Below are 17,590 nucleotides of genomic sequence, written 5' to 3'. Positions count from 1 at the left end.
CGCCGTTATGGTAAATATTCCTGCTACATTATGTCGATTTGAAGGTGTTTTGAGAGGGTTTTTGCACCGGAATCATGTGTCCCTTAAATATATTTTTATCTACTTTGGTATTCATATATAAACGGCACCTTTAAATTCTACGAACCTGAGAACAATGCTAATTTTCCAGTTTGTACAGGAGAGGTGTAGGTTATGTCGACAGGCAAAGTTATCGGTGTTAATCTTAGTGCGCGGAGAGGAATAAAGAAAATTAACGTTGGTTCAGGTTATTTGCTGGCTGATTACGGTTTGCAAGGGGACGCCCATGCGGGAACAAGCCGGCAGGTGAGCGTTTTTATGGCTGAAAGGGCTGAAGAACTGGCCGGGGCCTTAGGCCTTCCCTTTCAACCGGGTGATTTTGCCGAAAACATTACCGTCCAGGGCATTAATTTAGAGGGAGTTGGGGTAGGGGCTAGACTTTTAGTAGGAGAAGCAATGGTTGAGGTTACACAAATCGGTAAGCAGGAAGATGAACCTTCAAGCCTCTTTTTTCCGGGGCCGGCGCCTTTGAAGACCGAAGGTATTTATTGCCGGGTGATAAAAAGTGGCTGGGTAAAAGAAGGTGACCGGGTGACTTTAAACGGGGATGCGGGAGAATAAGAATTTTATGCCGACAGGCAGGAGTTTTAGAGCGCATGTTGAATATGGTTAATTAGACTTAAGGTCATAAAATAAAATATTGACATCTCCGAGCCGGACTAACCTAAGGAGCGATCTATGGTGGCCGGCCTGGGCTGCGAGGCCCACGGGGTATACCGGGAAACTGGCATACCTTCCCAGGTTTGAGTATAAGGAGGTGGCTGATTAGTGGCTGTTTATGGCTTTTATTAGCCCCACCTTCTTGCAGGTGGGGCTTTAGTTTTGAGCGGTGCCTTGCGTTATGGGCGCCTCCTACCAGATGGTAGAGCCAAATTAAGGGGGCATAGTTATGTGGGCGATCTATGATGAGTTAATCGCTGGTGTGCCGCCGGATTTGGAGGTAGAAGATTGTCTCGTCGGCCTTAACTGGGTCTTGGTCCGTTCCCGGGCTACCGGCCTGGTGATGACGCCCCTGGAGGGCCATCCGCGCATTAAGCTGGCCGGGAAAATAAAAGGGATGCCAGTGCGAGAACTAGCGGTGCACATCAAGTCTTGGAATAATTTTGAAGCCGCTCTGGGCTTGGCGGCTATAAATTCGGTTTTGAACACGCCGGAGCAAGTAGAGAGTCTTTGCGGCCGGCCTTTAAGCAGCCAGCCCCAGGTGAGCGCCTTTACCTACTTTCAGGAACAGGTTAAGGGCAAAAAGGTAACCATCATCGGCCATTTCCCCGACCTGGAACCCCTGGCGCGGAACTGCAGGTTAACTATTCTTGAACGCCGTCCCGGTCCCGGAGATTTACCCGACCCTGCCTGTGAGTATATCCTCCCGGTGCAGGATTATGTCTTTATAACTGCTACCACCCTGATCAATAAAACCTTCCCCCGCCTTGTGGAGCTCAGCCGCCAGGCGCGGGTGATCCTGGTGGGCCCCAGCACGCCTATGACTCCCGCGTTGTTTCATTACGGTATTGATACCCTGGCGGGGACCGTGGTTATGGAACCGGAGTTGATACGGCGGGTGGTGCAGGAAGGCGGCTGCCTGGAGATATTCAAGGGCGGCGGCCGCATGGTTCAGGTGAGCCGGGATGAAGGGCTTGCTGGAGCGAGGAACAGGCAGAGCCGGGAACAGGCCGTTCAGATAATGATGGGGAGGGGGTTTAGTGCGATTGGCGCTGGCTAGGAAAACTTCGCCTGATATACCCCTGGCCAGGGGGTACCGCTGGAGAGAAGTCGCTTTGCCGGCCCTACCGCTGCTGGTATTCCTGCTCTCTTTTCCCCTGGGCCGTTATGCCATATCCCCCGGGCAACTCCTAACCATCCTGGCGGCAAAGGTATTTCCGATCGAACCCACCTGGCCGGCCACAATGGCAACAGTAGTCTTCCAGGTACGCCTGCCGCGCATTATCGCTGCCATGCTGGTCGGTGCCTCCCTGGCGACCGCCGGCGCCGCTTACCAGGGGATGTTTAAAAACCCCCTGGTCTCACCGGACATCTTGGGCGCCTCGGCCGGCGCCGGTTTCGGCGCCGCCCTGGCCATCTATTTCTCCCTGGGGGTAATCGGCATCCAGGTCAGCGCCTTCCTCTGCGGCCTCCTGGCCGTATTTTTGGCTTACACCTTAAGCAGCAGGATTCGCCACGACCCTTCCCTGGTCCTGGTCCTAGCCGGTATCCTCACCGGTACCCTGTTTTCTGCCGGTACTTCCTTAATTAAGTACCTGGCTGATCCCTACGATAAATTACCAGCCATTACCTTTTGGCTCATGGGCAGCCTGGCGTCGATTTCGCCGCGGGACGTTTATGCGGCCCTGGTGCCGGTGCTGCTGGGAATAATACCCCTCTACCTCCTGCGCTGGCGCCTTAACGTCCTTTCCCTGGGGGAAGAGGAAGCCCGGGCCCTGGGCCTGGAAACCGCCAGGTTAAGGTTGATTGTCATCCTGTGCTCCACCCTGATGACCGCAGCCTGCGTCTCCATCAGCGGCATCATTGGGTGGGTGGGGTTACTGGTTCCCCATCTGGCTCGCATGGTGGTAGGGCCCAATTATAAGGTTTTATTGCCGGCCACCATCCTGATGGGGAGCGCCTACCTGCTGTTGGTTGACGACCTGGCGCGGGTGCTGGCAACGGTGGAAATCCCCCTGGGTATCCTCACTGCTTTGATTGGCGCTCCCTTTTTCCTGTATTTGTTACAGCATACCCGGAGGGGATGGTCATGAAGCTGGAGCTTAAAGGTGTGATCTGTGGCTACTGGGGCCGGGCGGTCGTCAGCGGGGTATCTATGGCGGTAGAGTCCGGGGAAATAATGTGCCTGCTGGGGCCCAACGGTTCGGGGAAGACGACACTTTTCAAAACTATCCTGGGTCTGATAAAACCTCAGGCGGGAGAGATCCTCCTCGGTGGTGAAAATATCTGCGGCTGGCCGCAGGCCCGGATAGCCAGGGTGATGGGCTATATCCCCCAGGCCCATACCCCACCCTTCCCCTTTAAAGTCCTGGATGTGGTCCTCATGGGCCGGACGGTTCACCTGGGAATTTTCGCCGCGCCATCGCCTGAGGATAAGGAGATCGTTCAAGAGGCCATGGCCGCTTTAAATATCTCCCATCTCCAGGACCGGGTTTACACCGAGATCAGCGGCGGTGAGAGGCAACTGGTACTTATCGCCCGCGCGCTAGCCCAGCAGCCTCAAGTGTTAATTATGGATGAACCCACTTCCAGTCTGGATTTTGGCAACCAGGTGATGGTCCTGAGCCACATCAAGAGGCTGGCGCAGATGGGGCTGGCCATAATCATGGCTTCCCACTTTCCCGACCACGCCCTCCTCTATGCCAGTAAAGTAATGCTTCTGAAGAAAGGTCAGGTCTATAGCCTGGGCCGGCCGGAGGAAACGTTGACCGAAGAAAGCCTGAAAAGCCTGTACGGCGTAGACGTAAAAATAATCCGGGTCGAATTACCGGGTTGCAATGAGACCCGGGTATGCATTCCGGTGAGCAAATGAATGTTACAAAAAAATTAACGGGAGGGAAAAATCATGTTGAAGCGTTTTACCTGTAAATGGGTCAGCCTGCTCCTGGCCATTCTGATCTTGACTGTCGTCCTGGCGGGTTGCGGCTCGCAAGGGAGTGGCCGGAAAGCAACCGGCCAGGCTCCTGCCGGTCAAGGAGCAGCTAATAGGTCTATAGTTGATATGGCCGGTCGCCAGGTCAGCCTTCCAACCCACGTCAACAAGGTCTTCGCCACCAGCCCGGTGGGGAGCATCATGGTTTATACCCTGGCGCCGGAGAAACTGGCGGGGTGGAATTATAACTTAAATGAGGTAGAGAGAAAGTTTATTTTACCCGGGTACCAGAAATTGCCTAACCTGGGGGGTTGGTATGCTAAAAACACGGCCAATATCGAGGAGATCTTAAAAATCCACCCCCAGGTCATCCTTTCCATGGGCTACATGGACAACACGGCCCTTTCCCAGGCAGAACAGATCCAGCAGCAGTTGCAGATACCGGTGGTGATGGTTGACGGCGAACTCACGAAGCTGGCTCAAGCCTATGAATTCATGGGCGACTTGCTGGGCGAGAAGCAACGGGCCCAGGAGTTGGCGGCTTACTGCCGGGACACTCTCAACGAAGTGGCCGCTAAAGTTAAGGCAATACCTCCGGATAGGAAGGTACGGGTTTATTACGCCGAAGGGGCTAGCGGCCTGCAGACGGATCCCGCCACTTCCCAGCATACCCAGGTACTAGACTTTGTCGGCGGCATCAACGTGGCGGCCATTCCACCCCAGCGCGGTCCGGGGGGCATGGGTATGAGCTCCGTATCCATGGAGCAAGTGCTATCCTGGAACCCTGACCTTATCCTCTCCTGGAACGTAGCCCAGGGAGGCGCTTACGAAACTATCCTTAAAGACCCTAAATGGCAGAGCCTTAGAGCTGTGCAAAACCACCGCGTTTACCAGGTCCCCCACGGGCCCTTCAACTGGTTCGACCGACCGCCTTCCGTCAACCGCCTCATTGGGGTGAAGTGGCTGGCCAACCTCCTTTACCCGGATGTCTTTAATTATGATCTGGTGGCAACGGTTAAGGATTTTTATGCCAAGTTCTACCACTACAACTTGTCCAACCAGGAAGTAGGAGCCCTTTTAGCCGGGGCCAGATAAAATTAGAAAAGGGGGCGGGGTTACCCGTCCCTTAGGTCTCCGGCCGAAACATGACGTTGCTATCGTTGCTATATGGAAAGCGGGGGTATTAAAGTGGAAATTAATATTGAAGAATTTGATCAGGTCGCCCGGGAGGTATTTGCCCCAATTTATCCCGTTATTGCTGAACAAATAAAACAAAAAACAGGCATAACCCGGGGGACCTGCCTTGATGCCGGTTGCGGTGGCGGTTATCTGGGGATTGCCCTGGCTGGTATTACCGAGTTGTTTATCTATTTATTTGACAAGTCACCTGAAATGCTGGAAATAGCGGCTCGAAATATCGCCGCTCATGGTTTGCAACAAAGAGCCAGAACGTTGCGTGGTGATATCCACGAAATCCCGTTAAAAGATCAATCAGTGGATCTTGTAATAAGTAGAGGTTCAGTGTTTTTTTGGGAAAACCAGCAAAGGGCGTTCCAAGAAATATACAGGGTGCTAGCTCCGCAAGGAGCAGCTTTTATTGGCGGGGGCTTTGGTAATGCCGAACTAAAAAAGCTAATTGACGCCAGGATGGCGCAAAAAGATAGAAACTGGCAGGAAAGAATCAACAAAAATATTGGTAAAAATGCAGTGGAAATTTTTGTGAAAACAATAGAGGCAGCGGGAATCTCTAAATTTGAAATAGATAAGGGTGAAGCCGGACTATGGATATTAATATGGAAGTAAGATCTATGAAGTGTACTATTTGCGAAAGAGCTTGCCTAATTCCAGAAGGCAAAACAGGGGCGTGCGGCCTTTATAAAAATAACGGGCAAGAAATAACGGAACTTTATCCCGATAACTATCTCGTTGTTTGTCCGATTTCGATCGAAACAATGCCTATACTGCATTTTTACCCGGGAGGTAAATTCCTCCAAATTAGCACTGCCGGGTGCAATTTTAATTGTAGTGGGTGCATTGCCACAGTCATCGCCAGAGAAATGGATCCTGCCAGCAGGGCACTGCGTAAACTAGCGCCGGAAAAAGTGGTAAACGAAGCAATAAAAAACGATTGTATCGGAATTGCTTTTCTAATGAACGATCCCCTGGCTTCATTGCCAACCTTTATTAGAGTCGCCAGAGTTGCCAAAAGCTGCGGCCTGCTGGTAGGTTGTTCTACAAACGCTTATTTCACTGAAACCTCATTAGCTCAAATAATTGATGATTTGGATTTTATCAATGTTGGTATTAAAGGCCTGTCTGACCAAGCTTATCGTGGCTGTGGCGGCAGCACGGTGAAGCCGGTTTGGCGCAACCTAAAAAAACTTTATGCAAGCGGTATTCATGTTGAGATCTCGTGTATCTATCAACACCATAATGAAGAAGAAATTTTAAATCTCGCCCGGCATATAGCGCAAATATCCAAGGATATACCCCTACAGATAATGCGCTTTATACCGTTGGAAGATGCCAATCCTAAATTGGAGCCTTCAATACGGGAGGCAGAAAAACTTTGCCAGCGCTTGCAAAAATATCTCAAACATGTATACCTTTTCAATTCTCCCGGCACTGATTACCTGAATACCTTTTGTCCCAATTGCGGGGAAATCATTTATAAGCGGGATTTTTACGGGCCAATGGGGGCCAAACTGAGATTGGCAGATATAGGTTTCAGCAGGGTCAATACGTGCCTCGGGTGTGGGCAAGAATTAAAAAGTATTAGGGGAACCTTAGCAAAAACAAAGTACCAGGAAGGTGATTTTCAGGGTGGCTATCCTTTTACCAGGGCTTTAGAAATGATGGAAGCAATATTAATTACCATGGGTGTTAGCGATAAAAAGAGAATATTACAGGTTTGGGAAGAGGTACTTGGTAATCATATGTTGGCGCAACTACATCGTGACCTGCAAAACCTGGAAACATATATGCAAACAATCAGGTATTTCGGCAGGGTAATCCGGCTAGAGAACAAAGCTGAAGAACTGGCCTCCTACCTGGAAGAAAAGGTTTCATTGGTTACAACAGGATTGCGTTTTAGCAGCAATAAACCCCGGGTCTATTACGCCATGGGCAAACCGCTTTTTTGCATTAAAGGGGAACGTTTTGAAAATCAATTAGTTGAAGCGGCGGGCGGAATTAGCGTTAATAAAGAAATAGAAGGCAACGGTAGGCCGGGCAGGAAAATTTCAGTTGAAAAACTAAATGCCCTCAACCCGCAAATTATATTTATCTCAGCATTTATATCTGCACCTGTTGAAGATTTTTATGCCGATTGTTGCGCGGCCGGTGTGGACGTCGAAGCGGTAAGAAACAAAAGAATATATAATCACCCGGCTCCGGGTTGGGATTTCGGGAGTCCCAGGTGGATATTGGGTTTGCTGTATATGGCCAATATACTTCATCCCGAAATATTTAATTTTGATGTTTTTGCCACAGCAGAAGAGTTTTATCAGAGATTTTATAAGACGAAATTCAGGATAGGCGACCTCAATCGTTCTTTTGGTAAACCAAGCACAAAATGGATGTGGCAATAGGCGGGAGCCATTAATGAGCCGCTAGTGTGGTTAACCATTCCGATAAGGTTTGGTAAAGGTGCGTTGAAGGGCGAGATAATTCGCCCTTTATTTTTGTGGCTGCAGAAATAGTAAAGGCGGAAGAAACAGTAAAGAAAGAGTTTACCCTTATGGCATGCAGGGCCATTGGTAAAAATTTTTTTATGATTGGCAGGGAAATTGAAGGCAGGAGCGTATTATATTATATGTACTTGATAGACGTAAGTACAAGTATAACCGATTTTTTAGATTTATTAAAGAGCCAGGGGCGGTTGCCGCGGGTGGTCCACGGGGATTTAAGGCGTACCAATAACTTTTCCCCTGAAGCCAAGGAAACATTGGGGTTGGTCGATGGGGAAGAAATTGATGTTTCAACGCCGCTTTTATGGTGGGAGGAGAAATGGTTGACTTTAGAGGATGAGCCTGCCTGCTACGCCAGTATTTACTTTAATCCGGGGACAACCTCCATAGCCATGGTGGTTAATCTGGTTTAGATGGGGAGGTAGAGATGGAAATTACAGTTAAATATTACAATTTAGTTGCCGCTGCCACGGGAAAAACGTCCGAGAAAATCTCATGGTCGGAGGTGGGGCGGCAAGGTGAAGGGATAACTTTAAAGGAGATCCTAAATTTTCTTACCCGGAAGTATGGTGCGGCATTGGCCAGGCTTGTTTTCCGCGCCCCGGGGGAGCTTAATACCGGCCTGCTCATCCTAGCTGACGGCCGACTTCTTACTCAGGAAGGGGGGGAGGTCCTAAACCAGGTTATTCCTGCGGGGGCGGAACTAGTTCTGCTTTTGGCTGTAGCTGGTGGTTAATCAATTGGGTTTAGTAAGTATTTAACTGAGATCTGGCCCTTTACCGGAAAGGAGGAAAAACTTTTGTACCTGGATATTAACCCGGAAGTTTGTACCGGTTGCCGTCTTTGCGAGATTTTTTGTTCTTACCGGAGAGAAAAAGCCATCTGGCCGAGTAAATCCTGCATCTCAGTCCTCAAGTATGAAGAAGAAATCCTTTATATCCCCTTTACTTGTCAGCAGTGCGAGAAAGCCGTCTGCGCTGAAGTATGCCCTGTCCAGGCCATCAAACGCAATCCTGCAACCGGGGCCTGGGAAATTGATACCGGCCGGTGCATGGGTTGCAAGATGTGCGTGGCTTCATGTCCTTTCGGCGGCGTGGCCTTTGATCCCTGGCGCGGCCAGGCGTTTAAGTGCGATCTTTGCGGCGGGGACCCGGAGTGTGTCAAGATTTGCCCGACAGGGGCCATTAAGCTGGTGCAAGGACCGGAGGCGGTCCTGGCCAAACGGCGCCGGGCGGTGGCCCATCTGGCTGAATCGCTTAAAGTTTTGCGGGAGGTGGAACAAAGTGTTTAAATACAAGGGCTATGCCGGCAACATATTACAGGTCGATCTTACCACCGCGAAGATCAAGATCATCCCTCTGGAGGAAAACCTGGCGGAAAAATATTTGGGCGGCAACGGTTTTGGCAGCCGCCTTCTATGGGAAAAGGTGCCTCCTACAGTCGACCCCCTTTCCCCTGACAATTTATTTATCCTGGCCACAGGGCCCCTGGGAGGCACCCTCATCCCGAACAGCGGCCGGGTCGAAGCCATCGCCAGGTCGCCGCTGACAAACATTTACGGTGATTCCAATGCCGGCGGTTTCCTGGGGCCGGAACTTAAATTCGCAGGCTATGATATGATAGTTTTCCAGGGGCGAGCTTCCCAACCGGTATACCTGTATATTGAAGATAATCTGGTAGAGATTCGCGACGCCTCTCATCTTTGGGGCAAAGATACCATTGAGACCGAGAAGGCCTTGAAAGCAGAAATGCGCGACCCTGATATCAAAACGGCGTGCATCGGCCCGGCAGGAGAGAACCTAGTGCGTTACGCCTGTATTCAAGTTACCCCCCAGCGTTCGTTAGGCAGGGGCGGTATGGGCGCGGTGATGGGTTCTAAGAATTTGAAAGCAGTGGTAGTCCGGGGGACTAAAGGAGTGGCTATCGCTTACCCGGCCGAGTTTTACAACCTGGCTTTGGAATTGCACCGGCGCCTGCGGGCCAATGAAATTTACCCGGCTGTCTCTAAATACGGGACGCCCGGAATTGTTTCCATAATGAATATGATCGGGCGCTTCCCCACTAAAAATTTCCAATACGGCGCCTATGAACGGGCCGACGACATCAATGCCGAGACCCTGCACCAAAAGTATTTTGTCAAGCACCTGGCCTGTTACGCTTGCCCGGTCGCCTGCGATAAATTGTTCAGGGTAAACGAGGGGACTTACCAAGGGCTGGCCGGCCGGAGTTTTGAATACGAAGCCTTGAATGGCTTTGGTGCCAATATTTTAAATAGTGATTTGGCTGCCATCCTCAAGGCCAACGATATGACAGACCGGTTGGGGCTTGATAACATTTCCGCAAGTCGGGCCATTTCGTTCGCCATGGAATTGTGGGAGAAAGGGCTTCTTACCAAAAAAGAAGTTGAAGGTCTGGATCTTTCCTGGGGTAATATGGACACTACTTTTAAGCTTTTAGAAATGATTACCTACAGGCAGGGCCTGGGCGACCTTTTGGCGGAAGGGGTAAAAAGGGCCGCCGCAAGGATAGGACGCGGCGCCGAGTATTACGCCATGCACGTCAAGGGCCAGGAGATTGCAGCCCAGGACGGGCGAGCCCAGCAGTCTATGGGATTGGCCCATGTAACTTCTAACAGGGGGGCCGATCACCTGAAGGGATTTCCCACGATAGATGAAACCGGTTATCCGGCTGAGGCCGAGCGGCGCTATGGCAAGGAGTACCTGCCGGAGATGGCTGACCCCCGCAGCATTAAATATAAGGGTTTCCTAGTGAAAGATGGCGAAGACTTCGCCGCCGTAGTGGACAGCTCCGGCAATTGTAAATCGGGTGGTACCTTTGTCCTGGCTGAGATTTACTGGGAGGATATGGCGAAGGCAATTCGTTACGCCACCGGCTTAGATCTTGATGTGCCGGAGCTGAAGAAAATCGGCGAACGCATTTACAATTTGCAGCGCTGTTATAACATCCTTTGCGGCATCTCCCGGAAAGACGATACTTTACCGCGTCGCTTCCTGGAAGAACCCAGCCCTTCGGCGGCTGCCAGGGGTCTGGTGTGCCGGCTGGAACCAATGCTAGAAGAATATTACTATCTACGCGACTGGGATGCCGGGACCGGTTATCCCACTATCACCAAGCTAAAAGAACTCGGCCTGGAAGAAGCGGTAGAAAGGATTGGGCGGGAAAAATTAATCTACTCGCGCCAGGATATAAAAACAGGACAAAGCGAGTGATGCCTGATGCGTTATCTTATCATCGGCAACAGTGCGGCCGGGGTTACAGCGGCGGAAGCAATTAGAAGCGCAGATCATTCGGGGGAAATAACCATTGTAGCGGATGAAACCCACCCGGCTTATTCCAGGATTTTTATTACCAATATAGTGGCCGGCACGGCGCGGTGGGAAGATATCCTCATGCGGCCACCGGACTTTTACCAAAGGCTTGGCATCAAGACCGTCCTGGGTCAAAGGGCGGTAGGGGCCGACCTTGAGGGACGGACGGTTTATTTAGAAAATGGAGAAGCCCTGATTTTCGACCGTTTGCTCCTGGCTACCGGGGCTTCTCCCCAGCTTCCCCGGGTGCCCGGCAGCTCCCTGGAGGGCGTAACCGGGATGCGGACCATGGCGGATGCTTTAAAGGTAATGAAAATACTGGATGAAGCTCCAGGCGCTCCTGTAGTGGTGTTGGGAGGAGGGTTGGTCAGCCTAAAATCGGCCGAGGCCATGGCCCGCCGTGGAGGTCAGGTCCTTTTAGTGGTAAAGTCGAGGCAGATACTTTCACAAATGCTGGACGAAAAGGCGGCGGCCATTATCCAAAAAAGAATGGAGCGGGCCGGTATTAAGATAACCTTTGGCTACGATGTCAGCGCCTTTACGGGCCGGGAGCGGTTAGAAGGCATTCATTTGGAGAACGGCGAAGAGATTTCTTCCCGGCTGGCCATTATTGCCAAAGGTGTAGTGCCAAATACCGACCTGGCCAAATCAATGGGTTTGCAGGTAAATAAGGGCATAGTAGTAGATGCTTACCAGCGGACCAATAGTGAAGTGGTGTACGCTGCCGGCGATGTTTGCGAGACTTACGACCCCCTAAGGCAACAGAGAGCAGTTAACGCCATGTGGCCTAATGCCGTTTTCCAGGGAGCTGCAGCGGGTGCTAATATGGCGGGCGCGCAAGAATTGGCCCATACAGGTGTCCGGGTAAACGCGGCTTCCTTTTTCGGCCTTCAGGCCGCATCTGTAGGCTGGACCCGCCCCCGGGAGGGAGACGAGGAAGTTACGGTACTGGAGAGGGAGGAAAATTATCTTAAATTTATATTCCGCCAGGAGCACCTGGTTGGAGCGGTGCTGGTTGGTGATATCAGGAATATAGGTTATTACCGATGGTTGGTGGCCGAGGAAAAACCTGCCGGTTTTTTACGGCGGGAAGGGGCTAGGAAGGTCTATAATTTTAGCACTTACCGGGCTAAAGTATGGGCAGATTTATTAAAAGCGGATAGCGCCGCACCGATTAAAGGAGGGGAAGAATAACTCGCCTTTTGATTTTCCTTTGGAGATGCTCACCCCTTTATAAAGGGATATATGCCCATAAAGGACACTTTACCGGCAAGTGCCTGAGCTATAGCCGCTTGCTTCACCAGATCTATTTCCAGGGCCAGGTCGCAGCCTTTGCGCATCGACGGCGGGGGCGCTACCAGTCTGCAATTAAACCTGGCCTTTTTAGCCACTTTTCGGCTTTCATAGCTTCTCTTACCATTGTAAAAATTATCGAGCCTTTGGCTTGAAAGAGTGCAGTTTTGGGCCCTACGATTAGGGCTTTTAATATTTATTGACATAGGCCCATAATAGGTTTATAATATTACTGAACAGATGCCCATTAACAAGAAAGTTGATTAATACATTACTTAACTTAGCTGGACGTTAGGGGGCAAGGGTAATGTATGGGGAACTTGTTCTCGATCATTTTTTAAACCCGCGTAATGTCGGCATAATTAAGGACGCGGATGGTATAGGCACTATTGGCGATCCTGGCTGCGGCGATTTCCTGTGTGTCTATATCAAAGTTCAAGATAATCGCCTAAGTGACGTTAAGTTTCAGGTACATGGGTGCCCGGCGGCTATAGCCACCAGCAGTATACTAACGGAAATCGCTAAAGGGAAAACCCTGGCGGAAGGCTTGCAGATTACTGATGCTGATGTGGCGGCAGCCATTGGCGGCTTGCCGGAAATTAAACTGCACTGCTCCAACCTGGGCGCCAGCGCCCTGCATGAAGCCATTCGTAACTACCAAGCTAAATTGAAAGCAGGTGGCTAGAAAAATGTCTGCAATGGTAGTTTTCGATGTAGAGAAATTTCGCCAGAGCGAGCGGCGTTTAACGCCCCAGCGCCAGGCGGTACTTAAAGCTTTCCTGGAATTATCCCGGGAACACCCCACAGCAGAATCTATTTACCAGGCGGCGCGCCGCTATTGCCCGACGGTAGGGGTAGCCACTGTCTACCGCTCATTAGATCTCTTTGTCCAGATGGGCCTTATTCAAAAGGCACCGACCCTGAATGGAACGGCCCGTTATGAGACTCAAAAAGTGCCGCATAATCATTTTGTCTGCCTCAAGTGTGGCCGTATTTTCGAGTTTCATAAAGAGCAAAGGCCGACAGTAGATGAAGAGATAGAAAAAAAGGGTTTTCAGGTCCTTAATGCCTCGACGATCTTCTTTGGTTATTGCCCCGCCTGCCGGGAATAAAATGAGCAAGAATGGCCAGCATTAGAAAAGTCTAATCGAGCCTTAATGCCCCTTTAATAGAGGCGGCTTATTATATCCTTGTCGGGCGATAAACCCGATAAAATCCAGCCCGGAAAGGGGTAATGTTCGATGAACAAAAAGTTGCTGGCCTCAGTAGGAACGGGTGTCATGCTGCTCGGTTCGGTAATCGGCATTAGCACGGCCTACAGCCAGGCAGCCAAGGCGGCACCTACCACTCCACCACCGGCGATAGTCCAACCGGCTCAGGTCCAGCCGGCCCAGACACCGGAGGAAAAAGCTGTTGGGACCGTCGACAAGGACAATTTACAGGTGCAACAGGGTTCACAACTCCAGGATACCAAGGGTACGGATACGGAAAAGGGTACCGCTGCCGAAGAAGCAAAGGGTAAAGAAGTAAAGACCAAAGAAGAGGCCAACGAGAATTTGCCTGGTGGCGGTCACAGCGACCCCCAGGGGGCCAATGTTGACCATCAGTTCAATGGTGTGGAGTAAGCTGGAACATACAGCAATATCTAGCAGGTAGCAAAAAGAAGCAGGGCGGTATAGTTACCGCTCTGCTTGTCTATTTCTTTATTGCGGAGGACAACCTGGAGCAAGCTTTTACTCCAATGACCGCCCGGACGTCAGGGCCGGGGTCCCGGCCAGAAGGAGGGAGATTCTTTTACGGTTAAAGATAATTTTACTGGCAGGAACTTTCCTTGTTGTGCCGAACATTATTATAAAGATAAAGCAAAAGTAAATCCGATGGGTGTCAGGGAAGCCGGTGCAAAACCGGCGCGGTGCCGCCACTGTGAGGGGGAGCACCTGCTAATGGGGCCACCGGGACCGCATTCAGCCGGTTTTAATCCACCGCTAAGGATTTTTTATATTTAAGAGTTTAGCGATGGGTATTTCCTGCTGAATGTTGGCCCGGGAAGGCAGCAGGAAGCGTTGAACCTGAGCCAGGAGACCTGCCCGTGGGATTTCACCGTTAAGCCACGGCCATGGTGAAGGTGAGGTGGGGGAAAGTTTGCCCCAGCTACGCCGGCGTGGCTGGGGTATTAATTTTGGTCGGCGAAAGGGGATTGATTAAACTATGATACCCAGGAAGATCATTAAGCGCGACGGCCGGGTGGTGGACTTTGCCGAAGAGAGAATTATCAACGCTATTTATAAGGCGGCAGTAGCCGTAGGTGGGCAGGACCGCCGCCTGGCCAGCCGGTTGGCCAACCAAGTAACGGCCTTACTGGCGGAAAGATTTGTCAATAAGTTGCCTACCGTGGAAGATGTCCAGGACCTGGTAGAAAAGGTCTTGATTGAGAACGGCCACGCCCGGACGGCCAAGGCCTATATCCTTTACCGGCAACAGCACGCCGAGTGGCGGGATTTTCGCCGCCTTATGGTCAACGTCCAGGAAATGGTCCAGGGCTACCTGGACGGCCGGGATTGGCGCATTAACGAGAACAGCAATATGAATTACTCCCTGCAAGGATTAAACAACCATATAATTGCCGCCGTCAGTTCCAGATACTGGTTGGAAAGGGTTTACCCGCCGGCTATTCGCGAAGCCCATGAAAAGGGCGAGATACATATCCATGACCTGGGATTGCTGGCGCCTTATTGCTGCGGCTGGGACCTGGTCGATTTGCTGGAAAGTGGGTTTGCCGGCGTGGGACAAAAGGTGGAAAGCGCGCCGCCAAGGCATTTCCGCACCGTCCTGGGGCAGGTTGCCAATTTCTTTTATACTTTACAGGGAGAAGCTGCCGGGGCCCAGGCTTTTTCCAGTTTTGATACTTACCTGGCGCCTTTTATCCGTTACGACGGCCTTGATTACCGGGAAGTCAAGCAGGCCCTGCAGGAGTTTATTTTCAACCTCAATGTACCTACCAGGGTGGGTTTCCAGACGCCCTTTGTCAACCTGACTATGGATGTAGTAGTGCCGCAGATGATGGCCAGCGAGCCGGTGATCATCGGCGGTGAGCGCCGGAAGGAGTGTTACGGTGACTTCCAGCAGGAGATGGACTGGCTGAATATGGCCTTTTGCGAGGTCATGACGGCGGGGGACGCCAGGGGCCGCATTTTTACCTTCCCCATACCCACTTACAACATCACGTCCGGTTTTCCCTGGGATAGCCCGGTGGCGGACAAGATCATGGCCATGACGGCCAGATACGGCATCCCCTACTTCGCCAACTTTATCAACTCCGATTTAAAGCCCGAGGACGTCCGCAGCATGTGTCTCTTCCCGGAAGAAGATATTTTGATTAGAGAAAATGGGACCATCCGGAAATTAACTATTGGAGAGCTTTTTGAACAAAACAAAGGACAGCAGCTTGACCATGAGTGGTTTGAGGTAGATAACCATGTTGAGTCTCTTTCCCTAAACCCTAAGTCAGGTAAATTAGAGTGGGTGGAAATTAAAAGATTGCTTAAGGTTACTGATCGAGCTGTTGTTCATATTCGAACCAAAGATGGTAAAACTATGAGCGTCTCTCCAGACCATTTAGTGGCCGTATATACAAAAGATGGCATTACAACAAAGAAAGCCTGTGATATTGCTACCGGCGATTTTCTTTTGGTGATGCGTGATGGCTCAAGGGCTCTAAATCAAGAGACAGAATTTGTCTCCAAAGAATTAGCTTGGTTTATGGGGTTATTTGTGGCTGATGGTAATTATTTATATGACTCACGGGAACATTGGAAAAAACGGCATAGAGGAGTCCAGATTAATTTTAATGAAAAGGAACAAGCACTAATTGAAAAGACCAAAACTGTTGTTCGTCGGCTTTTGAATTATGATATGAAGTTTATTCAAGACCCTCGCTATGAGAACTCTCTAAGAGGATATATATATAACAGCGAGTTTGCTCGTACATTAGAAGAAAAGTATCAGGTTCATAAATATGGTAGTCTTCCTAAATGGATTTGGTCTGTATCTCCAGAAATAATCTTATCTTTCATTGAAGGGTTCTTCGATGGTGATGGCTATACCGATGGAAAGGAGATTCATATTAATGACCAACGGCTGGCAGAAGAACTAAATCTGCTTCTGCAATTAGTAGGGATTAGTACAACCTATATAGTAAAACAAAACTCCCAGGTAATTCGAATACAACACGTTTTAGGGCGCGGAGCAAGGGGAGACAGGGTAATGCGAGACAAGCTGCACAATAATATACCTGAATTTCTGGTGGAACAGAAATATATACGTTCTGAAGACGGTGCAATGCTTTATCAAAGTTACGGATGTAAAACTGTAGGATTTTCCACAATAGATAGATGGGGTATTACTACCGAGACGATAGAATGGCTTCGCAATGCAGATTTTGCAGTAGTAGAAGTAGCCGATTCAACCATAGAACAGCTTGATTATGAACAGGTTTTTTATGATATAGAATTGGGCAAGAATCACTATTTTGTTCACTCGCAGGGTAATATTACGCACAACTGCTGCCGCCTGCGCCTGGATAATCGGGAACTCAAGAAACGCGGCGGCGGTCTTTTCGGCGCCAATCCCCTTACGGGGTCATGCGGCGTGGTGACCATAAATTTGCCGCGCCTCGGTTACCTTTCCGCAACTAAAGAAGAATTCTTCAGCGGCTTAAAGGGCAGGATGGACCTGGCCAAAGAGAGCCTGCTTTTGAAGCGTAACATCCTGGAAAAGCTGACGGAGCAGGGGCTTTATCCTTACTCCCGGTTCTACCTGCGGCGGGTTAAAGAACGCTTCGGCAGGTACTGGGAGAACCATTTCAATACCATTGGTATCGTGGGCATGCACGAGGCCCTCTTAAACTTCATGGGGCAAGGCATCGAAACCCGGGCGGGGAGGAGCCTGGCCTTAGAAATACTGGACTTTATGCGCTCCGTCTTAACCACCTACCAGACAGAGACCGGCCAGCTCTTCAACCTGGAGGCCACACCAGCGGAGGGTACTTCTTACCGCCTGGCCCGGCTGGACAGGCGCTTTTATCCCGATATTATCACTTCCGGTGCCAACGAACCGTATTACACCAATTCCACCCATTTGCCGGTCGGCTACACCGACGACGTTTTTACCGCCTTGGAGCATCAGGACGAGTTGCAGCTCAAATATACCGGCGGCACGGTCTTGCACGCCTACCTGGGGGAAAGGGTGACTGATACCGCCACCTGCCGCCGCTTTTTACAGACGGTGATGGATAACTTCCGCCTGCCCTATTTCACCATTACGCCCACCTTCAGCATCTGCCCCGAGCACGGCTATCTTTCCGGCGAGCAGTGGACATGCCCGGAATGCGGCCGGGAAACGGAGGTCTGGAGCCGTATTGTCGGCTATTACCGGCCAGTGAAGAACTGGAATAAAGGGAAGCAGGAGGAGTTCCGGGAACGGCAGAGCTTCCGGCCTGTCACCGGCGGCGAACAACCCGGCCGCTAGGTGGTCCAGGAAACGCCGGGCAGGAGGGATCCCGGCACAGCCCTGTGAAAAATTATGCTGGCCTGCTGTTGCCCGGCTGGAAA

17 protein-coding genes and 2 riboswitches are annotated in these 17,590 nt (G+C 50.8%); of the genes, 16 read left to right on the top strand and 1 reads right to left on the bottom strand.

Annotated elements, in window-relative coordinates:
- Positions 1-192: 192 nt before the first annotated feature.
- The 12 genes from SDD30_RS14160 to SDD30_RS14105 all read left to right on the top strand — a co-directional run bounded on the left by SDD30_RS14160 (position 193) and on the right by SDD30_RS14105 (position 11,882).
- Positions 193-639 carry an MOSC domain-containing protein gene (locus SDD30_RS14160; RefSeq protein WP_434075579.1) on the top strand — a complete coding sequence of 149 codons (447 nt, stop codon included), beginning with the start codon at positions 193-195 and terminating at the stop codon, positions 637-639.
- A gap of 74 nt (positions 640-713) precedes the next feature.
- Positions 714-851, top strand: a riboswitch (molybdenum cofactor riboswitch).
- Positions 852-967: 116 nt separating this feature from the next.
- Positions 968-1,798, top strand: a complete 831-nt coding sequence (locus SDD30_RS14155) for a Rossmann-like domain-containing protein (protein WP_434075578.1) — start codon at positions 968-970, stop codon at positions 1,796-1,798.
- The gene (locus SDD30_RS14150; protein WP_434075577.1) at positions 1,779-2,831 is read left to right on the top strand and encodes a FecCD family ABC transporter permease; all 1,053 of its coding nucleotides are present in this window, start codon (positions 1,779-1,781) and stop codon (positions 2,829-2,831) included. Before SDD30_RS14155 ends, SDD30_RS14150 begins: the two co-directional genes overlap by 20 nt.
- The gene (locus SDD30_RS14145) at positions 2,828-3,610 is read left to right on the top strand and encodes an ABC transporter ATP-binding protein (RefSeq protein WP_434075576.1); all 783 of its coding nucleotides are present in this window, start codon (positions 2,828-2,830) and stop codon (positions 3,608-3,610) included. The genes SDD30_RS14150 and SDD30_RS14145 overlap by 4 nt, the downstream gene beginning before the upstream one ends.
- A 33-nt stretch (positions 3,611-3,643) precedes the next feature.
- Entirely contained in the window at positions 3,644-4,765 is a 1,122-nt protein-coding gene (locus SDD30_RS14140; RefSeq protein ID WP_434075575.1) for an ABC transporter substrate-binding protein, read from the top strand.
- A 93-nt stretch (positions 4,766-4,858) separates the two neighbouring features.
- The gene (locus SDD30_RS14135; protein WP_434075574.1) at positions 4,859-5,473 is read left to right on the top strand and encodes a class I SAM-dependent methyltransferase; all 615 of its coding nucleotides are present in this window, start codon (positions 4,859-4,861) and stop codon (positions 5,471-5,473) included.
- 5 nt (positions 5,474-5,478) lie between these two features.
- Positions 5,479-7,260, top strand: coding sequence for a radical SAM protein (locus SDD30_RS14130; RefSeq protein WP_434075573.1), 1,782 nt, complete (start codon positions 5,479-5,481; stop codon positions 7,258-7,260).
- Between the two features lie 224 nt (positions 7,261-7,484).
- Positions 7,485-7,772 (top strand): hypothetical protein, encoded by a 288-nt coding sequence (locus SDD30_RS14125; RefSeq protein ID WP_434075572.1) that lies wholly within the window; start codon positions 7,485-7,487, stop codon positions 7,770-7,772.
- Between the two features lie 14 nt (positions 7,773-7,786).
- Positions 7,787-8,095, top strand: a complete 309-nt coding sequence (locus tag SDD30_RS14120) for a MoaD/ThiS family protein (RefSeq protein ID WP_434075571.1) — start codon at positions 7,787-7,789, stop codon at positions 8,093-8,095.
- 63 nt (positions 8,096-8,158) lie between these two features.
- The gene (locus SDD30_RS14115; RefSeq protein WP_434075570.1) at positions 8,159-8,650 is read left to right on the top strand and encodes a 4Fe-4S dicluster domain-containing protein; all 492 of its coding nucleotides are present in this window, start codon (positions 8,159-8,161) and stop codon (positions 8,648-8,650) included.
- On the top strand, positions 8,643-10,589 hold the full coding sequence (locus SDD30_RS14110; protein ID WP_434075569.1) for an aldehyde ferredoxin oxidoreductase family protein: 1,947 nt from the start codon (positions 8,643-8,645) through the stop codon (positions 10,587-10,589). Before SDD30_RS14115 ends, SDD30_RS14110 begins: the two co-directional genes overlap by 8 nt.
- Before the next feature lie 6 nt (positions 10,590-10,595).
- Positions 10,596-11,882: an NAD(P)/FAD-dependent oxidoreductase gene (locus SDD30_RS14105; RefSeq protein ID WP_434075568.1), complete on the top strand. Its 1,287-nt coding sequence runs from the start codon at positions 10,596-10,598 to the stop codon at positions 11,880-11,882.
- A 29-nt stretch (positions 11,883-11,911) separates the two neighbouring features.
- Here SDD30_RS14105 and SDD30_RS14100 read toward each other — a convergent pair whose 3' ends face one another.
- A complete protein-coding gene (locus SDD30_RS14100) occupies positions 11,912-12,187 on the bottom strand; it encodes a putative Se/S carrier-like protein (protein ID WP_434075567.1) in 276 nt (91 codons plus the stop codon).
- 101 nt (positions 12,188-12,288) lie between these two features.
- On the opposite strand from SDD30_RS14100, the gene SDD30_RS14095 reads away from it, so the two are divergent.
- From SDD30_RS14095 to SDD30_RS14080, 4 genes are all read left to right on the top strand, one after another.
- The gene (locus SDD30_RS14095; protein WP_434075566.1) at positions 12,289-12,666 is read left to right on the top strand and encodes an iron-sulfur cluster assembly scaffold protein; all 378 of its coding nucleotides are present in this window, start codon (positions 12,289-12,291) and stop codon (positions 12,664-12,666) included.
- A 4-nt stretch (positions 12,667-12,670) separates the two neighbouring features.
- On the top strand, positions 12,671-13,093 hold the full coding sequence (locus SDD30_RS14090; protein WP_434075565.1) for a Fur family transcriptional regulator: 423 nt from the start codon (positions 12,671-12,673) through the stop codon (positions 13,091-13,093).
- A 129-nt stretch (positions 13,094-13,222) separates the two neighbouring features.
- Positions 13,223-13,606, top strand: coding sequence for a hypothetical protein (locus SDD30_RS14085; protein WP_434075564.1), 384 nt, complete (start codon positions 13,223-13,225; stop codon positions 13,604-13,606).
- A 237-nt stretch (positions 13,607-13,843) separates the two neighbouring features.
- Positions 13,844-14,086, top strand: a riboswitch (cobalamin riboswitch).
- A gap of 103 nt (positions 14,087-14,189) precedes the next feature.
- Entirely contained in the window at positions 14,190-17,507 is a 3,318-nt protein-coding gene (locus tag SDD30_RS14080) for a ribonucleoside triphosphate reductase (protein ID WP_434075563.1), read from the top strand.
- Positions 17,508-17,590: the final 83 nt, after the last annotated feature.

Origin of the sequence: Moorella naiadis (nom. illeg.), from assembly GCF_051020825.1 — a bacterium.
GTDB lineage: Bacteria > Bacillota > DSM-521 > Neomoorellales > Neomoorellaceae > Neomoorella > Neomoorella naiadis.
The sequence above is the reverse complement of the archived record's forward strand: the minus strand, read 5'-3'. Positions and strand labels throughout refer to the sequence as shown.

What these genes read in the sequence shown, in the direction of transcription:
- SDD30_RS14160 (WP_434075579.1), top strand. Translation starts at nt 193, where the DNA reads ATGTCGACAGGCAAAGTTATCGGTGTTAATCTTAGTGCGCGGAGAGGA.
- SDD30_RS14105 (WP_434075568.1), top strand. Translation starts at nt 10,596, where the DNA reads ATGCGTTATCTTATCATCGGCAACAGTGCGGCCGGGGTTACAGCGGCG.
- SDD30_RS14095 (WP_434075566.1), top strand. Translation starts at nt 12,289, where the DNA reads ATGTATGGGGAACTTGTTCTCGATCATTTTTTAAACCCGCGTAATGTC.
- SDD30_RS14140 (WP_434075575.1), top strand. Translation starts at nt 3,644, where the DNA reads ATGTTGAAGCGTTTTACCTGTAAATGGGTCAGCCTGCTCCTGGCCATT.
- SDD30_RS14090 (WP_434075565.1), top strand. Translation starts at nt 12,671, where the DNA reads ATGTCTGCAATGGTAGTTTTCGATGTAGAGAAATTTCGCCAGAGCGAG.
- SDD30_RS14145 (WP_434075576.1), top strand. Translation starts at nt 2,828, where the DNA reads ATGAAGCTGGAGCTTAAAGGTGTGATCTGTGGCTACTGGGGCCGGGCG.
- SDD30_RS14120 (WP_434075571.1), top strand. Translation starts at nt 7,787, where the DNA reads ATGGAAATTACAGTTAAATATTACAATTTAGTTGCCGCTGCCACGGGA.
- SDD30_RS14080 (WP_434075563.1), top strand. Translation starts at nt 14,190, where the DNA reads ATGATACCCAGGAAGATCATTAAGCGCGACGGCCGGGTGGTGGACTTT.
- SDD30_RS14155 (WP_434075578.1), top strand. Translation starts at nt 968, where the DNA reads ATGTGGGCGATCTATGATGAGTTAATCGCTGGTGTGCCGCCGGATTTG.
- SDD30_RS14085 (WP_434075564.1), top strand. Translation starts at nt 13,223, where the DNA reads ATGAACAAAAAGTTGCTGGCCTCAGTAGGAACGGGTGTCATGCTGCTC.
- SDD30_RS14100 (WP_434075567.1), bottom strand. Translation starts at nt 12,187, where the DNA reads ATGTCAATAAATATTAAAAGCCCTAATCGTAGGGCCCAAAACTGCACT.
- SDD30_RS14130 (WP_434075573.1), top strand. Translation starts at nt 5,479, where the DNA reads ATGAAGTGTACTATTTGCGAAAGAGCTTGCCTAATTCCAGAAGGCAAA.
- SDD30_RS14125 (WP_434075572.1), top strand. Translation starts at nt 7,485, where the DNA reads ATGTACTTGATAGACGTAAGTACAAGTATAACCGATTTTTTAGATTTA.